Annotated in this window: 19 protein-coding genes; 3 read left to right on the forward strand and 16 right to left on the reverse strand. The window is 46.3% G+C overall.

Annotated features, from left to right (window positions below; genetic code table 11):
• Positions 1-11 precede the first annotated feature (11 nt).
• The 9 genes from Q9R46_RS24120 to Q9R46_RS24160 all read right to left on the reverse strand — a co-directional run bounded on the left by Q9R46_RS24120 (position 12) and on the right by Q9R46_RS24160 (position 10729).
• Positions 12-1310 carry an NCS2 family permease gene (locus Q9R46_RS24120; RefSeq protein ID WP_311282091.1) on the reverse strand — a complete coding sequence of 433 codons (1299 nt, stop codon included), beginning with the start codon at positions 1308-1310 and terminating at the stop codon, positions 12-14.
• A gap of 268 nt (positions 1311-1578) precedes the next feature.
• Positions 1579-2337, reverse strand: a complete 759-nt coding sequence (locus tag Q9R46_RS24125) for a tRNA threonylcarbamoyladenosine dehydratase (RefSeq protein WP_090915572.1) — start codon at positions 2335-2337, stop codon at positions 1579-1581.
• Between the two features lie 18 nt (positions 2338-2355).
• On the reverse strand, positions 2356-4134 hold the full coding sequence (aspS, locus tag Q9R46_RS24130; RefSeq protein ID WP_311282092.1) for an aspartate--tRNA ligase: 1779 nt from the start codon (positions 4132-4134) through the stop codon (positions 2356-2358).
• Between the two features lie 189 nt (positions 4135-4323).
• The gene (hisS, locus tag Q9R46_RS24135) at positions 4324-5577 is read right to left on the reverse strand and encodes a histidine--tRNA ligase (protein WP_145332677.1); all 1254 of its coding nucleotides are present in this window, start codon (positions 5575-5577) and stop codon (positions 4324-4326) included.
• A gap of 963 nt (positions 5578-6540) precedes the next feature.
• Positions 6541-6987: a hypothetical protein gene (locus Q9R46_RS24140; protein ID WP_123066289.1), complete on the reverse strand. Its 447-nt coding sequence runs from the start codon at positions 6985-6987 to the stop codon at positions 6541-6543.
• Between the two features lie 72 nt (positions 6988-7059).
• On the reverse strand, positions 7060-7566 hold the full coding sequence (locus tag Q9R46_RS24145) for a type 1 glutamine amidotransferase domain-containing protein (RefSeq protein WP_123066288.1): 507 nt from the start codon (positions 7564-7566) through the stop codon (positions 7060-7062).
• Positions 7567-7817: 251 nt separating this feature from the next.
• Positions 7818-7985: a hypothetical protein gene (locus Q9R46_RS24150; protein WP_186331698.1), complete on the reverse strand. Its 168-nt coding sequence runs from the start codon at positions 7983-7985 to the stop codon at positions 7818-7820.
• 110 nt (positions 7986-8095) lie between these two features.
• Positions 8096-8539, reverse strand: coding sequence for a D-aminoacyl-tRNA deacylase (gene dtd / locus Q9R46_RS24155; RefSeq protein WP_311282093.1), 444 nt, complete (start codon positions 8537-8539; stop codon positions 8096-8098).
• A gap of 12 nt (positions 8540-8551) precedes the next feature.
• Positions 8552-10729, reverse strand: coding sequence for a RelA/SpoT family protein (locus tag Q9R46_RS24160; protein WP_090915582.1), 2178 nt, complete (start codon positions 10727-10729; stop codon positions 8552-8554).
• 314 nt (positions 10730-11043) lie between these two features.
• Between Q9R46_RS24160 and uraA the strand changes: the two genes are divergently transcribed.
• Complete coding sequence (gene uraA, locus Q9R46_RS24165; protein ID WP_311282094.1) at positions 11044-12360, forward strand: uracil permease; 1317 nt, start codon at positions 11044-11046, stop codon at positions 12358-12360.
• A gap of 212 nt (positions 12361-12572) precedes the next feature.
• On the opposite strand, the gene Q9R46_RS24170 is transcribed toward uraA, so the two are convergent.
• From Q9R46_RS24170 to Q9R46_RS24195, 6 genes are all read right to left on the reverse strand, one after another.
• Positions 12573-13088 (reverse strand): adenine phosphoribosyltransferase, encoded by a 516-nt coding sequence (locus Q9R46_RS24170; protein WP_090915586.1) that lies wholly within the window; start codon positions 13086-13088, stop codon positions 12573-12575.
• Positions 13089-13125: 37 nt separating this feature from the next.
• Positions 13126-15534, reverse strand: a complete 2409-nt coding sequence (gene recJ / locus Q9R46_RS24175; protein ID WP_311282095.1) for a single-stranded-DNA-specific exonuclease RecJ — start codon at positions 15532-15534, stop codon at positions 13126-13128.
• Between the two features lie 40 nt (positions 15535-15574).
• A complete protein-coding gene (locus tag Q9R46_RS24180; RefSeq protein ID WP_311282096.1) occupies positions 15575-16534 on the reverse strand; it encodes a cation diffusion facilitator family transporter in 960 nt (319 codons plus the stop codon).
• Positions 16535-16607: 73 nt separating this feature from the next.
• On the reverse strand, positions 16608-17516 hold the full coding sequence (gene secF, locus Q9R46_RS24185; protein ID WP_311282097.1) for a protein translocase subunit SecF: 909 nt from the start codon (positions 17514-17516) through the stop codon (positions 16608-16610).
• Entirely contained in the window at positions 17506-18756 is a 1251-nt protein-coding gene (secD, locus tag Q9R46_RS24190) for a protein translocase subunit SecD (RefSeq protein ID WP_311282098.1), read from the reverse strand. The genes secF and secD overlap by 11 nt, the downstream gene beginning before the upstream one ends.
• A 91-nt stretch (positions 18757-18847) precedes the next feature.
• Positions 18848-19087 (reverse strand): post-transcriptional regulator, encoded by a 240-nt coding sequence (locus Q9R46_RS24195; RefSeq protein WP_145332921.1) that lies wholly within the window; start codon positions 19085-19087, stop codon positions 18848-18850.
• Between the two features lie 249 nt (positions 19088-19336).
• On the opposite strand from Q9R46_RS24195, the gene Q9R46_RS24200 reads away from it, so the two are divergent.
• Positions 19337-20992: a putative polysaccharide biosynthesis protein gene (locus Q9R46_RS24200; protein WP_311282100.1), complete on the forward strand. Its 1656-nt coding sequence runs from the start codon at positions 19337-19339 to the stop codon at positions 20990-20992.
• A 2-nt stretch (positions 20993-20994) separates the two neighbouring features.
• On the opposite strand, the gene Q9R46_RS24205 is transcribed toward Q9R46_RS24200, so the two are convergent.
• Positions 20995-21747: a YetF domain-containing protein gene (locus Q9R46_RS24205; RefSeq protein WP_145332685.1), complete on the reverse strand. Its 753-nt coding sequence runs from the start codon at positions 21745-21747 to the stop codon at positions 20995-20997.
• Positions 21748-21927: 180 nt separating this feature from the next.
• On the opposite strand from Q9R46_RS24205, the gene Q9R46_RS24210 reads away from it, so the two are divergent.
• Positions 21928-22320 (forward strand): TIGR04086 family membrane protein, encoded by a 393-nt coding sequence (locus tag Q9R46_RS24210; protein ID WP_145332686.1) that lies wholly within the window; start codon positions 21928-21930, stop codon positions 22318-22320.
• Positions 22321-22331 lie beyond the last annotated feature (11 nt).

A 22331-nucleotide genomic window follows, 5' to 3' on the forward strand; every position in this document is an offset into this window, starting at 1 on the left:
TTCGTTTCGTTTTACAAAATACCATGCAATATAAAGTTCGCCAGGAACAGAATCGAAATGCCATACATGACGACAGGCACTTCTTTTCCTTTTCCGGCAGCCAGTTTTGCCAGCGGGTACGCGATAAATCCAAAAGCCATTCCATCCACAATGCTATATGTAAAAGGAATCATGACCATAATCAGAAACGCCGGAAACGCTTCGGTAAAATCGCTGAAATCCATATCTCTGACACCCTGTACCATCAAGCCGCCGATGATGATCAAAATAGGTGCAATCGCACTATCGGGAATATACCCGAGTAGCGGAATGAAGAAAAAGGTGGCTCCGAACAGCACCGCTGTTACCAGCGGCGTTAATCCTGTACGGCCACCTGCCGCGATGCCCGCTGTAGTCTCCGCTGCTGCCACGGGTGGACTACTACCCAAAATACCTGCCAGCACCGTGCTAACCGACAGTGCACGCAGACTGCCCTTGAAACGTTCCGGCCGACCAATCATATTCGTTTGCGCGGTGATGAGCCCGATATTTTCAAACACAACAATCAACAGTAGCAAAAAGACAGCAATCCAGAATGCAATATCCGCCAGCTTCATCAGAGATAATTCACCAAACAGACCGCCATATTGCCGCAGTGCTTCCATAGCAGATACCGCTTCGCCGGGATGTACAGCTCCGAGCACGTAAGCAAGTCCTGTCCCAATTAAAATGCTGATGAGCAAACCGCCTTGAACATTTCGGATAAATAAAATAACGGCGAGCACAAGTGTTACGCAAGCTGTAATAACATTGGGATCATTAAAGTGTCCGATAGCAACAAACGTTGTCTGATGGGCAATCACAATGCTGCTCTTTTGCAGTCCGATAAAGGTTAGAAACAATCCAATCCCGACCGTGATGCCATGCTGCAAATTTTTCGGGATCGCTTCGCTGATCATTTTATATAACGACGTAAAGGCAACGACAGCAAACAGGGCACCCGTAACAGCCACTACAGCCAGCGCTTCTTGCCAAGTCAGCTTCATCGAGTGCACAAGTGTGTATGTGAAAAATGCATTTATTCCCATGCCGGGCACCACAACAATTGGTGATTTACCTCCAAAAGCCATAAGCAAACATCCTGCAATGGATGTGAGCAACGTACCTACCATCGCTGCCTGCAACGGCATACCCGCATCGGAAAGAATCTTCGCATTCACCATCACAATGTAAACGACCGCGAAATAGGATATGGCACCAGCCACAATTTCCTTCTTCCACTGATCTTCTGGTTCCATGCCCAGTTGTCTGGACAACCACCCGTGTTTCATTTGTTCTGTTCCCCTCTCCATTCTCGTGTAAAAAGTTAAGTTGAACCTATACGCCGCAAATCAGTATGTATGTATCATCATTTCGCGCAGCACAACATATCATACACCGTTTTCAAAGTGAAGTACATGACGTAATCCTGACATATTGAATCCCCCATTGAAGATGCGGCGCGCAAAAAGAAAAACACCAAAAAACGCAGGTGCTCATAGCACCCGCGCTTCATCGGTTAATCTTATACAATGTTAATTGATTTGATCTGTTGTATGCTTAAGCCTCTGACTTCTCTGCTTTTTCAAGCAGATCTTTCACGGCAACACTGACCATAATCAGACCAGCTACTGGCGGGACAAAAGCGTTACTTGCCGGCGGCTGTTTCGCTTTGCGAATCTCAGGCGCATTCTCGGGAACGATCTTCTGCGTCACGTCTGCACGTGGCTTGAGTGGCTCTTCGGTGGAGAATACTACCTTTACGCCCTTTTTGATGCCGTCTTTGCGTAGCTTGGTGCGTACTACACGGGCAATCGGGTCCATGGACGTTTTCGAAATATCCGCGACCTGGAATTTCGTCGGGTCCATTTTGTTCGCAGCGCCCATGCTGGAGATGATCGGAATTTTGCGTTTAAGACACTCTTTAATCAGATGTATTTTGTAGATAATCGTATCGGAAGCATCCAGTACGTAATCCAGATCGTACTTGAACAATTCCTCATACGTTTCTTCCGTATAAAACATGTTAAGCGCAATGGCGTCGCATTCCGGATTGATCAATTTCACACGTTCTACCATCAAGTCGGCTTTTTTCTGACCTACTGTCGTGGTAAGTGCATGAATTTGCCGGTTGATGTTCGTAATATCCACTACATCTTTGTCAATCAGGATGATTCGGCCAACTCCGCTACGGGCAAGTGCTTCTACAGCAATCCCGCCCACACCGCCGATGCCAAGTACGGCTACCGTGCTATTTCTGAGCGTGTTCAGACCTTCTGGTCCGATTGCAAGCTCTGTTCTTGAAAATTGATGGAGCATTGAAAATCGATGCCTCCTTTATTTCTTTTCCGCGACAGGTTTACGGGCTACACGGATGTGAAGTTGTTCGAGTTGTGATCCATCCACTTCGGAAGGTGCATTCATCAAGAGATCAGTTGCACTCGCCGTTTTCGGGAAGGCAATGGTTTCACGCAGATTTGTGCGTCCTGCCAGCAACATTACGAGACGGTCCAGACCAAATGCGATACCGCCATGTGGTGGTGTACCATATTCGAATGCTTCGAGCAGATAACCGAATTTATCGTTAGCCACTTCTGGTGTAAGTCCAAGCGCAGCAAACATTTTTTCTTGTACATCACGTTTGTAGATACGCATCGAACCGCCACCAACTTCATAACCATTCAGTACAAGGTCGTAGGCTTGAGCGCGGATTGCACCCGGATCTGTGTCAAACAAATGTACATCTTCGTCTTTTGGACGTGTGAACGGGTGGTGTTCCGCCACATAACGTTTCGCTTCCTCATCATAGCCGAGTAGCGGGAAGTCCACAACCCAAGCAAACTTGAATTTGCTGTCATCGATCAGGCCCAGTTGACGTCCGATTTTCAGACGCAGGGCACCGAGAACATCAGCGACCACTTTTTTGGTGTCAGCGGAGAAGAGCAGCAAGTCCCCTTCTTCAGCGCCTGTACGTTCTTTAACCGCTTCAATCTCTTCCGGCGTAAAGAACTTCACGATTGGCCCTTTGAACTCGCCGTCTTTCACTTGAATCCAAGCGAGACCTTTAGCGCCGTAACGTGCAGCGAATGGTCCCAGATCATCGATCTCTTTACGGCTCCAAGTACCGCAGCCTTTGGCGTTCAGTACCTTCACTTCGCCGCCTTTTTCAATGACGGAAGCGAATACCTTCACACCGCTGCCTGCTACGATATCGTTCATCTCCACCAGTTCCATGCCAAAACGCAGATCTGGTTTGTCAGAACCGTATTTGCCCATGGCATCAGCATACGTAATCCGTTGGAATGGCAATTCCAGCTCAATGCCTTTCGTTTCACGAAGCAATTTCGCCATCAACTGTTCCATCATTGGTAACAGGTCATCTTGTTGCAAGAAGGACGTCTCGATGTCGACTTGAGTGAATTCCGGTTGACGGTCTGCACGCAAGTCCTCGTCACGGAAACAACGAGCGATTTGGTAGTAACGCTCAAGTCCACCAACCATCAACAATTGTTTGTAGATTTGTGGGGATTGTGGCAGGGCAAAGAATTCTCCTTCATGCACACGGCTTGGTACGAGATAGTCACGCGCACCTTCCGGGGAACTCTTGGTCAGGATTGGTGTTTCCACCTCAACGAACTCTTCTCCGTCCAGGAAGTCACGGAATACTTTGGACGCTTTGGAGCGCAGCTTCAATGTTTCAAACATTTCCGGACGACGCAGGTCCAGGTAACGATATTTCAAACGCAGGGACTCATCGACCTCAACCCCATCTTCAATGAAGAACGGAGGAGTTTTGGCTGCATTCAGCACTTCGATTTCCGTAATTTGAACTTCGATCTCGCCTGTCGGCAGGTTTTTGTTTACAGTCTCTGCATCACGTTTAACCACTTTACCCGTTACCGCAATGACATACTCACTGCGTACACGATCTGCGATCTGCAATGCTTCACCAGAATATGCCGGGTTAAAAACAACTTGTACAATTCCGCTGCGGTCACGCAGATCGATAAAAAGTACGCCCCCCAGGTCACGGCGGGTCTGTACCCAGCCGTTCAATGTTACTGTTTCACCGATATGTGCGTCTGTTAATGCCCCGCAATGATGACTTCTTTTCATAACCAAACTCCTCTTATGTGAAATTTCCGTTCTGTGTAAGACAAGCATGTAGCCCGCCTTCCACATTCCGGTTACGTGAAGATATATTCGAAAGGCATGCTGTCTCTGGAGAGTACCATCCTTGAAATCGGAATATCTATTCACCATAGCCACTTGCCGATTCTAAGCTTGTCATTTCAACGTAGGTTCTTAATGATTTCCGCGTACCGTAGCCACCAGCTCATCCAGCTTAACAGTCTGCTGCTCGCCGGTATCCATCGCTTTAAGTGAGATTTCACCGCGTTCCAGTTCGTCATCCCCAAGAATCGCCGTATAACGAGCTTTGAAGCGGTCTGCTGATTTCATCTGTGCTTTCATCTTACGGCCCAGATAGTCGCGTTCGCCGGATAAGCCCGATTGACGCAATTTAAACAACAGTCGATTGACCTCACGATCAGCTGCCTCACCCAGAGCGACAAAATACACGTCAAGCGGAGCGAGTGTAGTTACTTCAATATTCTGGTGTTCCAGAATGAGCTGAATACGCTCCAGACCAATACCAAAGCCAATACCCGGCTGATCCGGTCCGCCGATATCACCAACAAGACCATTGTATCTTCCACCGCCACCAACGGTATCAATGGCTCCGATACCTTGTGCCTTTAACTCAAATGCTGTCAGCGTGTAATAATCGAGTCCCCGCACTAAACGATTGTTCACCGCGTAGTCTACGCCGAAATCGTCCAGATACGCCTGCAATTTGGCAAAATGACTCAATGATTCTTCATCCAGGCTGTCCAGGATGGACGGAGCCCCAACGAATTTATCCTGATCCACCTTACAATCCAGTACACGCAGCGGGTTACGCTCCATCCGGGATTGGCAGTCTTTGCAAAGTGTATCTTTCATTGGTCTCAGGAAACCAAGCAGTGTCTCGCGGTATTCCGCCCGACTAGTTGCATTGCCCACCGAGTTAATTTCCACTTTGACATCCTTTAGACCAAGCTCTACACACAATTGATAACCAAGCGCAATAACTTCGGCATCAATTGCCGGATCAACTGCACCAAGAGCTTCTACACCGAACTGGTGAAACTGACGCTGACGACCAGCCTGCGGACGCTCATACCGGAACATCGGACCGATATAATACAGCTTGCTCACGTCCGGTTCGCCGTACAGCTTATTCTCTACGTAAGCGCGAACTACGCCAGCTGTGCCTTCCGGACGAAGTGTCATGCTGCGATTGCCTTTGTCATCGAAGGTATACATTTCTTTCTCAACGATATCTGTCGTTTCCCCTACGCCGCGTACAAACAAAGATGTTTGCTCAAAAATCGGCGTGCGGATCTCGCGATAATTAAAACGTCGACACAGATCCCTTGCTTTTTCTTCTACATACTGCCACTTCTCCACTACTCCAGGTAGCAAATCCTGCGTTCCTGTCGGTTTCTGAAAACCCATCTGTATCCCTCCAGCATTGATTTTCTCTGTAAACGTGAATTCTAACTGTACACTTGACCACTTCGATTGCAGTACCATCTTCCGATCGCTGTTATCCCCGGATTTTCCTGATCTAACATTTAGAAATGTTAAAAATCCGGTGATAAAGGCGAACACTCCGTTTCTTCAGATTGGTTCTACACTCTACGTTCCCGTGTACAGGGAGAATCAACTTGAAAACAAAAAAATCCCTCGCCCTGTTTGCTTATGAAAAGCAAACAAAGGGACGAGAGATTGTATATACATTCACCCGTGGTACCACCCACATTCCGGAAGCCTGAGCCTATAGCCGTTCAGGTTGTTGTTGCTACGTCAGGATATTTTCAATGCTACATCCAGATCAACAGTTCTTCCGCTCTACGTATAACGCACGTCATGCGCAGGCCGGCTACTAAGATCCGCAGATGTTCTCTGCCTTGTTCGCCGTCTGTTCTCGGGGAAGTCATTCGTCCGCTCATCAAGAGAATCCTTACAGCCTTGGGGATTCCTCTCTGGTCATGTGGGTACGGAGTACTTGGTCCCGTCATCAAATCAGTCATATGTTTCAAAAAAAACGACTTTTGTTGACTATGGTCAACGTATTATTTTCTGATTGTAATGAACCGCAGTACTAAAGTCAAGGGCTAACATCCTAAGACAGAAAAAAAATAACCTGCACACGGTGTGCAGGTTCAAAGGATATATAAAAAAAGGGGGTCATGTGTGTTATTATAAACGCACATTGTTAAAGGCTTGTGTTACTAATATTACAGTAATATTACAAAAATGATAGCGCTTTAATTATTTATAATTTTCCACATCCTCTCTTTCTTTTTCGCCAGCAAATTTGCAGGTTTCATCGAATCATTGTGTACAACAAAAAGCCCTTACGTCTCTCCGGCTATAGAAGACCGGGTAGCGTAAGGGCTAGCTTGTTTTTATCAATTAATCGAGTTCTTCCACATAGGCATGATTAGAGCGAAGCTTATGAACGATCGCATCATAATCCTCATCTCTTACTTTGGCAGACAGAACATAATGCAGGTCATCATAGTCGGCCGAAGTCACATCTGCGGCATCCAGCATATCTCCGTCCTCATTCACTCTGTTGCGAGGATCGCGTTCAGCGTCACGATTAACATCGGTGACAACAGGAATTACATTTTCGCTAGCTGGAACACCGGGGGCAGCTCCTACGCCCATTGCACCATTCGTACCTACACCACCAGCCGTGTTATAAGGAACCAGTGGAACCATAACTCGTGTATCCCTGCCAATGGCAGCATCCAGTTGACCTACTTCAAGCTGCTCGGTATGGAACGTCAATAGTGAGGTTCTTGCACCCTCTGCCTCATCCTCGGTTCGAAAATACGCCTGAATATGTTTTGCCATGTCAAACCCTCCTTTATGGAATAAAATATATCATTAGAATGCCATCATCGTATTCAGTTTACCCTTTAATGCTTATATTACTTTCATCAATTCACGAACAAATGCTGGTTCATCTTCGGGTGTACGGGATGTAATATAGTTTCCATCCACAACCGCTTCATGATCCTTGAAATCGGCTCCTGCATTGACCATGTCATCCTTGAGTGGAGGATAAGATGTAATTGTTCGTCCCTTGAGCAGATCCGCGCTAGCCAAAATTTGCGGACCATGGCAGATTGCAGCGATTGGTTTATTGGCCGCATTGATTTCCGTAACAAATTTCAGGATATTTGCGTCTGTTCGCAAATTTTCCGGCGACGACCCACCCGGGATAACGACTGCATCATAATCTGACGCATGCACCTCTGAGATCGCTTTGTCCGTCGTATATGAAGCCTTGCCGCCCTTGCCTTGAAGCGTTTCTCCCGCTTTTAACCCGATAATGTGTACCTCATGTCCAGCCTTCTTCACCTCATCGTACGGAACCTTCATTTCTGAATCCTCAAACTCATTCGCAAGCAAAAAAGCAACTTTACTCATGATCTATGGTCTCCTTTCCGTATTCGAATGTGATTAAACCTAGAGAGATTGATTCTATCCTTTGGCACTTCTTTTGTGCCTCGTTTTGTTATTACCCCAAGGAGTGCCTTTTATAACAATCCATGCATTTGGAATTGATTTTGCAGCCTGCCTCCGGGAAGATGAAATGTGAATCATAACAGCAAAAAGCCCCGGATTGTCAAACAACCGGGGTTTCGAGCATCACTATTTTGTTTTATTAGATGGTTGAGCTACGGTCGTGGATGATGCTCCTGCCTGTCTTTATCTGAAGTTTGCAACGTCCACAATGTGCACACATGAGCAGCGGCAGATCGGGCAAGTTGAAGTGACTCCGCCAGATTGCCAGGCATCATTAGCGGCTCGTTCTGGTTCTTGGTTACTTTTGCTGATTGGCGCATAATTCAGAGAAACTCCTTTGGTCAACAAAGATACAACAACAATGTAACACCAACGTTTACTTCTCTCTCATTATGGCCCCTTCACTGCGCAATTATGCGCAAGCTCAGTCTTACGAAGGACTTTCTACCATCAGGGTAACCGGCCCCCAGTTCGTAAACGTAACGTCCATCATCGCTCCGAAACGTCCCGTTTCCACCCGAATCCCTTTATCCCGCAACAACTGATTAAACGTTTCATACAAACGTTCAGCCGCTTCTGGACGAGCCGCCGCAGCAAAGCTTGGGCGTTTGCCTTTACGACAATCACCATACAGCGTAAACTGTGAAACGGACAAAACCGCACCGCCTACATCCAGCAGGCTGAGATTCATCTTTCCCTGTTCATCCTCGAAAATGCGAAGCCCGCTAATTTTATCTGCCAAGTAGATCGCATCTTTCTCCGTATCCTCATGAGTTATGCCTACAAGCAGCATTAAACCGGATTCGATTCTGCCTGTCAATTCATCACCCACGGTTACCTGAGCCTCTTTACAGCGTTGTACCAGCACTCTCATCTTACGGACTCCTTACTGCATAATTCGGTGTACAGAATAAACATCCTTCACCCGTTTAATTCGTTCCACAACGGCATGCAAATGATCTGTATTGCGAATCAGAATGGTGACGTGCACCAATGCCAATTTATTTTTATCCGTCCGTCCGGTGACAGCAGATATATTCGTTTTACTTTCGGAAACAGCCTGAAGCACCTCATTGAGCAGTCCATTGCGATCATGACCTGTAATCTCGATATCGACACTGTAGCTCGATTCGATATTCTCTTCCCACTCGACTTCAATTACCCGTGCTGCCTCTTCACCATCCGCACTTGTAGGGATATTTGGACAGTCACTGCGATGCACAGAAACGCCGCGGCCGCGTGTAACATAACCTATAATGTCATCTCCAGGCACAGGGTTACAGCACCTTGCAAAGCGAACCAGCAGATTATCAATGCCTTTGACACGAATACCGTTGGTTGGTCTGTTTCTGCGTTCAGGAGCTGGCTTAAGTTCACGCATCTCGGAATTCAGTTCCAGCAGATTGGATTCTTCCTGCTCTTTGCGGAGCTTCTCCGTTGCTTTTGTGACGATCTGAGCGGCAGTAATCCCGCCAAAGCCAACCGCCGCTAGCATATCATCGATATCGTTAAACGCAAATTTTTTGGCCGCTTCCATTAGCTTGTCATCGGTCATCCACGCAGAAGGATCAAGTCCCATACGTTTCAGCTCTCGCTCGCAGCTCTCCCGGCCTTTTTCTACGTTCTCTTCACGACGTTCCTTCTTGAACCATTGTTTGATCTTCGCCCGTGCATGGGAAGATTTTGCAATTTTCAACCAGTCCTGACTTGGACCGTAAGAATGCTTGGAAGTTAAAATTTCGATAATATCGCCCGTTTTGAGATGATAGTCAAGCGGAACAATTCGGCCGTTTACTTTGGCACCAATGGTTCGATTTCCCACCTCGGTATGAATACGGTAGGCAAAATCCAGCGGTACGGAGCCGCTTGGCAATTCAATGACTTCCCCTTTTGGCGTAAATACAAACACCAGATCCGAGAAGAAATCCATTTTGAGCGATTCGACAAATTCGGAAGCATCCTGCGCTTCATTTTGAAGTTCAAGAATTTCCCGGAAAAAGGTGATTTTATCTTCAAACTGAGGCCCTGCCGCAGTTCCTTCTTTATAAGCCCAGTGTGCCGCGATACCAAACTCGGCTGTACGGTGCATATCCCAGGTACGAATCTGTACCTCGGTTGGCTCCCCGTTAGGCCCCACCACAGTTGTGTGCAAGGACTGATACATATTGGCTTTTGGCATGGCAATATAATCCTTGAATCGTCCAGGCATCGGCTTCCATAATGTGTGGATTATGCCGAGCGTAGCATAACAATCCTTGATATTATCCACAATAATACGAATCGCAAGCAGGTCATAAATCTCGTTAAACTGCTTGTTCTTGGTCGTCATTTTTTTGAACACACTATAGATATGTTTCGGGCGGCCAGACAAGTCTGCTTGAATGCCCATCTCTTCGAGCTTGCTTGTAATGCCATCCATTACTGTGTCGATGTACTGCTCACGTTCTGCACGTTTCTTATGCATCAGATTTGCAATACGATAGTATTGTTGCGGATTCAAATAACGGAGGGCGATGTCCTCCATTTCCCATTTGATCGCAGAGATCCCCAAACGGTTTGCAATCGGACAGAAAATTTCCAGTGTCTCATACGAGATCCGGCGCTGGCTTTCTTCCGACTGAAATTTGAGGGTCCGCATATTATGCAGACGGTCAGCCAATTTAATCACGATGACACGGATGTCCTGCGCCATGGCGATGAACATTTTGCGGTAGTTCTCGTTCTGCTGTTCTTCCTTGGAGCGAAACTGGATGCGTTCCAGCTTCGTCAAGCCGTCAACAAGCATGGCACACGTATTGCCGAAATGAGTGCGGATCTCTTCAAGCGACACCGTAGTGTCCTCTACTACATCATGAAGAAGTGCTGCAATAATGGAGATGGTGTCCATCTGCATATTCACAACAATGTCGGCAACCGCAAGCGGATGCAGAATATACGGTTCTCCCGATTTTCGCGTCTGTCCGTGGTGAGCCTGATCAGCAAATTCGTAAGCTTCTCGTATGCGCACCAGATCGGGTTCTTTGATATACGCCCCGGCCTTCTCGAGTAATTGCTCTATGCCCATTCTGATCTGTTCCGTGTCCTTTCTATACAAAATGGAACCCGTGACAATACATCAACACAGGTTCCCCGTAAAAGTAATTTCCTATAATTATGACGCCTTGCCCGTTTCCCGTCAACTGCTGACGAATAAGAGCGTTTATCCAATTTTTAAAAAGTCTCCGTTGTTATCCATTATTGCCGATTATTGCTGAAATAGAAGGGAAATCTGAGAAAATAAGTGATTTACAGTCCAATCCTGAAAATTGTTATTGCTAATTTGAAAGAAACTCTGTAATCTATTGAAAGTTTGTGTATCGGAAAAGGAGATGAGATTCGTTGCAACGCGAAATTCAAGTTAATCAGAAGATGCCTTTTGGCCCAGGTGCATTATTGAGTTTGCAACATTTGTTCGCTATGTTTGGCAGTACAGTACTTGTACCTAACCTGTTCGGAGTGGACCCTAGCATGATTCTGTTGATGAACGGAATTGGTACGCTATTGTACATTCTGATGTGTAAAGGAAAAATCCCCGCATATCTCGGGTCAAGCTTTGCTTTTATTGCACCGGTTATGGCTGTTTTGAAAGGCCATCCAGAGAATGGTTACTCCATGGCTCTCGCAGCTTTTATCGTAACAGGAGTCGTGTTTTGCCTCGTTGCACTCATTATTAAATATGCCGGCACAGGCTGGATTAACGTTGTATTTCCGCCAGCAGTAATGGGCGCGATCGTTGCCCTGATTGGTCTGGAGCTTGTACCTGTCGCCGCCGGAATGGCGGGTCTCATTAATTCTGATCCTGTGAACAACCCCGGTTGGGTTCCTCAAGCCAAACCTATTATTTTATCCATGGTCACGTTAGGAATTACCGTCATCGGTGCTGTAACCTTCCGCGGCTTTCCTAAAATAATTCATATCCTGATCGGTATTGTGTCCGGGTATGCCCTCGGGTACTTTCTAAAAGAAGTGAACACAGATAAAATTGCTAACGCAGATTTTCTCTCTCTGCCAACCATAACTACACCTACATTTGATTGGTCCGTCATCTTCACAATTTTACCGGTAGCACTCGTCGTTATCGTCGAACATATCGGGCATCTACTTGTCACCAGCAGCATTGTGGGCAAAGATTTGTCCAGAGACCCTGGACTGCATCGTTCCTTGCTTGGTAATGGCGTGTCTACGATTCTGTCCGGTTTCGTGGGATCCACACCGAATACGACATATGGCGAAAACATCGGTGTTATGGCTCTGACTCGTGTCTACTCCATTTACGTTATCGGTGGTGCAGCTGTCATTGCCATCCTACTCTCTTTCTCCGGCACGTTCTCAGCACTTATTGCGAACATTCCAGTACCTGTTATGGGTGGTGTCTCCCTGCTTCTGTTCGGAGTCATTGCGGCTTCCGGTCTACGCATCTTGGTTGAACAAAAAGTGGATTTCGCCAAACCGACAAATCTGCTCCTGACTACACTCGTATTGGTTATCGGGCTTAGCGGTACGGAAGTTTCCTTCTATGGTGTACATCTGAAAGGCATGGCACTGGCTACGATTGCCGGAATGCTTCTCAGTCTGTTGTTCAAATTGTTCGAGGTACTTGGTTTATTGAACGAAGACAGTAAAAAACAACCAATTATCGAAAAAACACCTGACTAAGCATCATATGATAAGAATGCAAGTTCGCGTGTGGATATCTCAATAAGAGAACGTATTTCAGCTTCAAAAAAGTAATTTAAAAAGCCTGCCTCCCCAACTTAAGACGTTGGAGAAGCAGGCTTTTTACTAATCGTTAATGCTGTATATTATTTCCCGGGAAACTTGGGAAGTCAACTTTCATAACTCTCAGCAACTCATAAGTTGATTTACGTTTAGTAGTTCATCAACGTAAATACACTCATATTTTCAGGCAATTTGCCACGGCCATTCAGATCTGTCAATTCAATCAGGAATGCAGCACCTACCACATTACCGCCCAATTGTTCAATCAGATTAATGGAAGTTGCAATGGTTCCGCCCGTTGCGAGCAGATCATCTGCGATCAGGACATTTTGCCCTTTCTCGATTGCATCTGTATGCATTGCAAGTGTATCCTTGCCATATTCGAGATCATACCCTGCTTCGATTGTCGCTCCAGGCAATTTTCCACTTTTGCGAATTGGAGCAAAACCAACGCCAAGAGCGTATGCCAGTGGGGCGCCCACAACGAAACCGCGTGCTTCAGGTCCAGCAATGACATCAATTTTCAGTTCAGATACCATCTGTTTCAGTTCATTGATCGCATTGCGGTACATTTCTCCATCTTTCAGCAATGTTGTAATGTCCTTGAAGCTGATTCCCGGTTGTGGAAAGTCAGGAATGACACGAATATACTCTTTAAAATCCAAAATAATCTCCTCCTAAAATAAATACACAAACTTCCATCTAAGATACGCCCTTCATCCGGGATACCATCCATTGTGTCAGTTGAGGTGTAGATGCATCCAGCATCACCTGTTCTGTCTCGGCCATGTTTTCCAGCGCCTGATAATGACGTGCTGAAGTTAAATCACGTTTTGGCGGGCTTTCCGCAACCACGATTTTGCCGTCCTTCCGAGTAATGAAGGCCAGCTCTTCAAAAACATCAAGCATCATCGTGATCATACGCGTAGAACAACCACATTGACGACTGAGTACAGGGGTTATCTCTTGTTCCTCCACAGGTTCCATTTTCCATTTGAACACCAGCATATAAAACCGCTTGAACAGTTCTCTGGAAGGCATCTGAAGTCGGTCTCGACGGTTGCCTGATCCGTGCAGAAGGATGATATTCTCGGCTCCGCTGAACAAAGCCAGCATTGCATCAAGTTGTTCCGGGGTTTCCGGCGTATCAAACACAAATAACGTCCGGACTTCTTCCTGCCCATACTGCTTTGCGGCAGCATTACACGGAAATAACCCGACCTTTCTATCATATACCCAAAGGCACGGTTCATACAATGAATTTCCCTCAGAAACATTGGTTTCTTTTCGAACAATGGCCCCAATCGCCCCCGCTTTATATCGCAGATGTACGTCAAGCGCACTCAGGAAGTGCTTCATTGCGATCAGCGGCTCAGCATGTCCACGCATATCAAACACTTGTGACCCAGGAACGCTGATGTCCTGAAGCATCATTTGCGGCTTTCTCATGCCATTCCATTCATTGATCGACAGTTCCCCCATCACATCGATGACAGAACCGGGGGAGAGAAATTCGGCCAGTGCTCCCTTGCCAAAAGCAACAGTTTCCAGCTGCTGACCGTCTTGTTCAAGAACCAGCTTCAAATGGCGTTTTTCCCGCCCCATGGTTCTGGTTTCCTTGACAGTCACCTGTCTCAATACAAAACGCGGTGATGGATTACTCATGCCAAACGGCTGTAATCGGTCAATCTCCTGAATCACCTTGAGTGGCACATCACTAATTCTGCATTCATCATCAGCCAGGCGCTGAGGTACAAAGTCTTCTTCGGTTAGTACCGTCGCGGCATATTCATTTAATCCCGCCTCAAGCTCTTCCAATTGATCACGATGCAGCGTCATTCCTGCAGCCGCAGGATGGCCACCATAATGATCCATACTATCTTTGTTCACGGTAAGTGCCTCATAAATATCCAGACCCTCAATGGAACGCGCGGATCCTTTGCAGACGCCACTCTCGGGATCAATTCCCAGAATCAGTGTCGGGCGATAGTATCGCTCCAGCAGCTTGGAAGCCACAATGCCGACTACACCGACATTCCACCCTTCGCCCGCTAGTACGATAACATCCGGCACAGCTCCGGAACGTTGTTCAATTTTCTTTTCCAGTTGCGCTGTCGCTTCCTGTAGAATACCCTCCACGACTTGTTGCCGCTCTCGATTGAGTAGATCCAGCTGTCCCGCAAGGGTATGGGCTTCATCCAAATCTTCCGTCGTGAGCAGTGATACCGCTCTTCCGGCATGATCTAATCGGCCGCTAGCATTAATACGTGGAGCCATGGCAAAAGCAATATTAATGGATGTCACCTGACTTTGATCCACACCACTAATCTCAAGTAAAGCACTAACTCCAGGAAGTTTGGAACCTCTCATGGATTCGATCCCGTAACTGACGATCACCCGATTCTCGCCCTCAAGCGGCATCAAATCAGCTACCGTTCCAATCGCCGCAATCTCCATCCATTCACCCGGCACCTCACCAATCAATGCCTGAGCAACCTTCAACGCTACACCAGCGCCAGCTAGGCCCTTGAACGGATATGGACACCCCGGTAGTTTCGGATTGATCAGTGCGTATGCCTCTGGCAAAACCTCAGGGGGTTCGTGATGATCCGTCACAATGACTTCGATCCCCAGTGTTGCAGCATAAGCAATCTGTTCTACAGCGCTGATTCCCGTATCGACAGTAATAATTAATGTAACTCCTTGCTGTTGAGCCCAGTCCAAAGCATGATTATGAAGACCGTAACCTTCATTCGAGCGATGAGGAATATAGATATCGTATGAGGCTCCCAAATGACGCATCAGATGGATCATGAGCGATGTACTGGATACTCCATCGGCATCATAATCTCCATAAATTAAAATATGTTCTTCTCGCTCCAATGCCTGCTTGATTCGAGGAATGGCCTCACTCATGCCTAATAGCAGATAAGGATCATGCATCTGATTCAAGTCAGGATGTAAAAAACGTTCTGCCCCCTCTTCATTGTGCACACCTCGGCTTACAAGCAAACGTCCTACTAGAGGGGAAACGGAAAGCGCCTGCGATAGTGCCGCAGCCGCCTCCAGATTTATATGTGGTGTATTCCACTGATATTGCGAATATAGCAACGCTAACGCTCCTTTCCTGATCTACGAGATCCCAGCGCCATCACTGAATTAATGTCGCTTCATGATCGGGCAGGTCATGATTGGATTTATAAGGATATCCAGGATCATAGGGTATAGCCTGGATCTGAACTTCTTTTACATGGCTGAAACGTGTTAACAGCAATGTCTTGGCTCGGTTTGCAATTTCTTGCGCCTCCAATATGGAGATTCTGGGATTAACACTAACAACTAACTCAATGGTAACATCATGTTCCTGCTCCCGTGCAACCAAATGTTCAATCGTGATAATACCGTATACCCGCTGTACGGTTTCTTTGTAGTCCGCAGCATCCTCCTGCTCAAGTTCTTGAACAAGTGAACCATAGACCGTGTCTACAATCATTCGATAACCTTTATACAAAATGAAACCGGAAGCAATAAGAGCAGCGGTTGGATCAAGGTACAACAGCAGACTCAAACCTGTTTCTTCTCCTGCCATCGCGCCGATGATACCTATTAAAACCGCTAGTGAACAATATAATGCACGTCTGTGTTGCAAGGCATAAGACATAGCTTGGGACTGATTTCGTTTACGGAAATATCGGTACTGAAATTGAAATATAGCTTCTTTCACAGCTAACGCAGCAACAGCTACCAAAAGTACAGACTTTCCAGGTGCTTCGAGTTCACCACTGGATAGACTGCTTAATGCGGAAATAGCCAGCTGCAGGCCTCCCATCAAAATAAGCACTGCTAACAGAACCGTCATGCCCGGTTTTGCAGCCCTTGCATGTTCTCTTAGGCGTTCCTTTTGCACTTTGCCTTTGGGTTGTACAGATCGTGAGGGGAAAAGAGCAACCAGAGAAGAGGCAGCTTCAGAGGCAGAATACAAGCCGTCGGCCAGTAAAGATTTACTATTCGCCATGTGTCCTACTCCTGTTTTGATGACTGCAAGCGCCAAGTTTCCGACGATCCCGCTCCATGTTGCCGCTTGTGCGGACCGACCAGCTTCTCTTGTCATGTTGATTCCCCCTTAATTCTGTACTTAACGTTGCAAAACCGCGCCTGGCAGACGCGGCTTTACATTTCGATGTTTAGTTAGAAGCTTTTGCCGCTGTTTTAGGTTTGCTAATTTGTTTACCTTTAAGCACCAACCAGAGCGGAGCAGCAATGAAGATGGAAGAATAAGCACCGAACAATGTTCCGATTACCATAGCAAGAGAGAACATACGAATGGACTCTCCACCAAAGATGAACAAACAGATTGAAGCAGCAAATACCGTAAACGTTGTGTTCAATGAACGGGTCATCGTTTGAGCCAAACTATGATTCACAACTTCACGTAAATCGGCTTTCGTTGTCTTTTTGGCAAAACGCAGATTTTCACGAATCCGGTCAAAGATAACGATGGTATCGTTGATCGAGAAACCGACAATTGTCAGCACTGCTGTAATAAAGGTCAAATCCACTTCCAATCGGAAGATGGAGAATATACTGATAACGACAAATGCATCATGGAAGAGTGCGATAACAGCTGCAAGACCAAAGCGCCATTCGAAGCGGATGGCCACATAGATCATAATCCCGATACTCGCAATGAGAACGGCATAGATCGCGTTACGCTCCAGTTCCTTCGCCATCTCCGGATCAACGGTGTTGACCTCATAAGAAGCTGTGGAATCCAGCTTGCTAAATTCCTGCTTGAATTTACTCTCCATATTTTCATCCAGTACATTGGAAAAACGAACATTGACCCGATCTGCGCCCGGCGTGATGTGAACATCACCCTCTTTGACATCCATATCCTTGATGATCGGATTAATCTGCTCCGTTGTGATTGCTTTGGATACTGTGATATCCACATTGGAGCCTGATTTGAAGTCAACTGCATAGTTAAGTCCTAACCACAGCACACTGACGATCCCCGCCACGGTTAGAATAATGGAAAAGATATAGGCAAGTTTACTACCTTTTATATAATCATAGTTCCAATTAAAGCGCACGAATTTCACTCTCCTTCACTCCGAAATACTTAGGCTTCTTGATCACGTTACCCCGTACAAGCAGGGTTAACAGGAAGCGAGAGAAGAAAATATTCGTGATGATACTCGTCACAATATCGAAAATCAGTACGAGTGCAAAACCTTTAACTGCACCAGTACCCAAGAAGAACATTACAGCTGCTGCAATAATGGTTGTGATATTGGAGTCAATAATCGTACGGAAGGAGTGTTTACTGCCAGCTTTAACGGATGACAAGATAGACTTGCCGCTGCGCATCTCTTCCTTAATCCGTTCGTACGTAATGATGTTTGCATCAACCGCCATACCTATACCAAGAATAAAGGCCGCGATCCCTGGGAGGGTCAGTACAAACTCTCCAAGATAAAAAATCGCAAGGACTAGCCAAGTATGGGTGATTAGTGCAAAACTCGCGATGATACCTGGTACGCGATACAATCCAATCATGAAGATCAGAATGATGATTGAGCCAATAAAACCGGCTTTAATCGTCTGATCCAAAGACAATTTACCGAGCGTTGCGCCTACGCTTTGGGAGTATTTCTCCGTAAGTTTCAGCGGCAGTGCACCCAGGTTAATCGTATCACGAAGCTGATTCGCTTCCTCACGTGTATAATTACCCGAGATTTGTGCTGAACCATCAGTCAGCTGTTGCTGCACGGTTGGTGCTGAGAGCAACTGATCATCCAAATAGATAGCCAGGGGTTTTCCGAGCAATCGTTTCGTGATTTCAGAGAATTTCGCTTTGTCTTTGACTTTAATGTCGATCATCGGCTGGTTCAGTTGTGTGAACACAACCTTGGCCGCATTTTCAACGAACTCATTCCCGCGAAGCTCAATCTTGGTAAACTCGCCTTCTTTGTCATCCGGTGCTTTACTCCGGAATGTCAGAACAGCGGGTTCTTTCATTTTGGCTCTAACCTCAGCCTCATCTGTAACCCCTGCCAGTTTCAACCGAATCCGGTTGGTTCCTTCTGTAGTTACTTCCGGCTCACTTGTTCCGAGCGCATTGGCACGGCTTTCGAGGCTTTTGGCTGTTTGCACCAAAGAGGCTTTGCTGACTTGCTGCCCTGCTTCGAGCGGCTCTGCTTCATATAAGATCTCGTAGCCTCCCTTTAAATCAAGGCCCAAGCGTATATTTTTGAGCAGCTCCGGGCTTGTACCCACCATAACCCCTGTGGTGACAAGCACGACCAGAATGAAACTGATAATTCTTTTCATGCCATTCCTAGATCCCCTTTCGTTCTCAATATTCCTATTATAGCGATGCCGTAAAAAGCAGTCAATTTTCAACAAAAAAGATCCCTTTCTTCTAGAAAGAGGACCCCCGGTATGCAGACACCGTCATAAAGTTCATAAAGCTTGTTGCTTTCAGTGACAATATGTCGTTCACCAGTTGGTGAAGTGGTGGAATACCCTGTTTTTCGTATTTGTGACTGACACAATTCCAGACATCTTTGCTGGTGACATATTCGTAACCGACAAGCCTTAATTCCTCCGCCTTGCTACGACAGAGTATCTCTATTGACTGTTCCAACTCCACATCATTCATTTCTTCCAACGGGGAGCCTCCCTTCTTACATCCAAGCCTTTATGCGGCACCAATACTACATCATTCGACCCCAACCATTCATATTCCTTCTTGTTGTTTATGGTTCTTTTTGCTAATCGTGTCCAAGTTGTCATGAGATGATGAAAGACCGGCATAGGATGAAATACAACGGCTTTGTCCCATTAATGAGGATAACCTGTACCTTCAATGAGGATAACCTGTACCTTCAACCGGGAAAGAGGGGTAGTTTTGAAGAAACAGACTTTTATTCAGGGGGCCATGATCCTGCTCGCGGCAGGCATTATCAACCGGATTCTCGGCTTCATTCCGCGAATTGCTCTTCCAAGAGTGATCGGTGCAGAGGGTGTTGGCATCTATCAGCTGAGCTATCCCTTTTTCATCGTGTTGGTGACACTGATTACCGGGGGCATTCCTTTAGCTGTGGCCAAGCTTGTCGCCGAAGCCGAAACGGGGGCCAACCGTTATTCGCCCCAACGTATATTACAGATCAGCCTTAGCTTCACACTCACGCTCGGTGTAGTTTTTATGTTTCTATGTATCCTCTTTGCTCCTTGGATCACCCAATATGTCCTTACGGATGAGCGAGTATATCATACGTTTGTCAGCATGAGCCCTATGATTGCGATCATAGCAGTTTCAGCGGTATACAGGGGATATTTTCAAGGTAAGCAAAATATGATGCCTACAGCGATTTCATCCATTACTGAAACCATCATCCGCATCATTTTTGTGATCTGGTTTGCATGGCTTTTGTTACCTAAAGGGATTGAACATGCAGCCGCTGGGGCAATGCTCGGTGCTATGGTTGGGGAACTCGCCGGTATGCTGGTTCTGCTGTGGAATTATGCAAAGTTTAAAAAAGAATTGCCCCTTTCTCGTCATAGTCGTATAAAACAGGCTCCTTCTCCTTCATCTGAGTCTTTACAAGATGACCCTTCCAACGTGCAAGAGAATGATGAGTTCTCTACAGCGTCTGCTCCTTCCCAGAGAGGATTGATCCGCCGGTTGCTGGCTATATCTGTACCTGTTACAGCAGGTCGTCTTGTCGGTTCTTTATCCTATCTCGCTGAAACGATCGTGACAGCCCAGAGTCTCGCCATTGCCGGTATTGCTAAAGGGCTAGCCACAGCTCAATATGGTGCATTACAAGGAATGGTAATCCCACTGTTGCTACTTCCGGGAGCACTGACTTCTTCTCTCGCAACATCACTCGTACCCTCTCTGTCAGAAGCTTCAGCCAATGGTGACCGTGCGCTCATTCATAAAAGAATGCACCAGGCTCTGCGGCTAGCTCTAGTCACTGGTGCACCCTTTTCTGTTTTTATGTATGTGCTTGCCGAACCGATGTGTCTGCTACTCTATGATGATGCATCGATTGGAAGCATGTTAAAGCTGATGGCTCCTTTTGCCTTGTTTATCTATATTCAAGCTCCACTACAGGCCGCGCTGCAGGCGCTTGACCGTCCTGGTAAAGCATTATTAAACACGTTTATCGGTGCTGTCATCAAAATTTCATTAATTCTGATGCTGGCTTCACAACCCGAATACGGTATATTCGGTGCCGTTATTGCCATCTGTATTAATTCAATGGTTGTAACTTTGCTACACGCAGGGAGTGTGCGCCGGTTATTAAATTTTCGTTTCAAGCTGATGGATTGGGTCAAAACCGGAGCTGGCATGTTCATCATGGGTGCTGCCACCTTGCTTATCTATGAACACACAGCGGCGCTATTGCCGTTCTGGCTCCGAATGATCCTTGCGACTTCCGCCGGTCTGCTTGTTTACTTTATAATCATGGGTTTAACCAAAATGATCGACTTTCATGATCTATCACGTGCTCCCCTCATTGGCTCATGGTTCAACCGTCGATCTGGAAAAAAATAGTTTTATTTTTTGTCTTCACGAGCGCTTATATACAACTTGCCATTATGATCAATTGAGCATATAAACACGTCTTTAAAATCGTTGATACCTTTTTGCTGAATTTGATTTTTCAACCAGAAACGTGTTTTCTCGATCATTTCCAAATTCTCATCCTGCACTTTCCCATCCATAATCAGGGGCACGGGTAAACCTTCATATTTGATGTTGGGAAAACCTTTCAGCTTAATATTTTCTTTTTGCCGTGCAGATGAATTGGAAGAACCCGAGTCGGAACCGGAAGCAGAACTTCCCGAGCTCTGATCTTTCGGAAACACTGTCAGTTTCCCGGTTGTTTCAAGGAGCGCAAAATCTACATCACCGATGCTGTCAATATTTTGTTCCCGTAGCTGGAGCAGCAAATCATCCAGATTGTAACGTTGCTTGCGCATTTCATCTCGATGAAGCTTGCCTTTGGAGATTAATACTGTAGGTTTCCCATCGATCATCAGACGAAGCTTGCGACTTTTCAAACCGACATAAGCCATCCCGATTTGCATAACAATGACGGTCAGCATCGGAGCAATACCATGAGATAGCGGTTTTTTAATATCCTCAATCACAAAAGCAGCCATCTCGGCCAGCATAATTGACACGACCAGATCAAACATAGATAACTTGCCGATCTCACGTTTACCCATAACACGAATAGCGCAATACACCAGGAAATACATGAGTATCGTTCGATATATGTGAGGGCCAAAATCAGTGAAATTCATAACAGGAACCTCCTTCGAATTTCAGCATTGTACAGAGATCTGAAGTGCAATCCCTATTTTGACCTGAACCTCACATGCTCATGCAGAAATAATCCGTTCATTTAATGGAAATCAGTTCATAAGTCAGAAGGCTTGACCATACACTGTAATAATTTCAAACTTGTACAAGGGGGTTGCTTTATGCAATTGATTCGCCGCTTGTTCTCATTTCGGATGTCCAACCCAATTCTGTCTGGCCTCTGTCACGCTTTTGTCTGGATGTTTATCGGAGCATTAATTCTTTCTTTCTTCCTGTGGATGAGCGGCATGCGAGAACAGGATCTTTCCACCTATACCTATGTTGTTCATGGTTTGTCATTGCTCATCGGTGGTTTCATTGCGGGGAAACGCTCGGGTGAGAAAGGATGGTATTATGGCGGCTTCACAGGGATCGTTTATGGGCTTCTCGTGTTGCTCATCGGATTCTTGGCACTGGACGCTTCGTTTAACTGGAAAGACAGCTTACAGCTACTCAGCGCATTCCTTATATCGGCTCTTGGCGGCATCTTTGGAGTCAACACACAACGCTCATAATCGACTCACAC

This window comes from Paenibacillus sp. RRE4, assembly GCF_031844205.1.
In the GTDB taxonomy this organism is placed as follows: Bacteria; Bacillota; Bacilli; order Paenibacillales; family Paenibacillaceae; genus Paenibacillus; species Paenibacillus xylanexedens_B.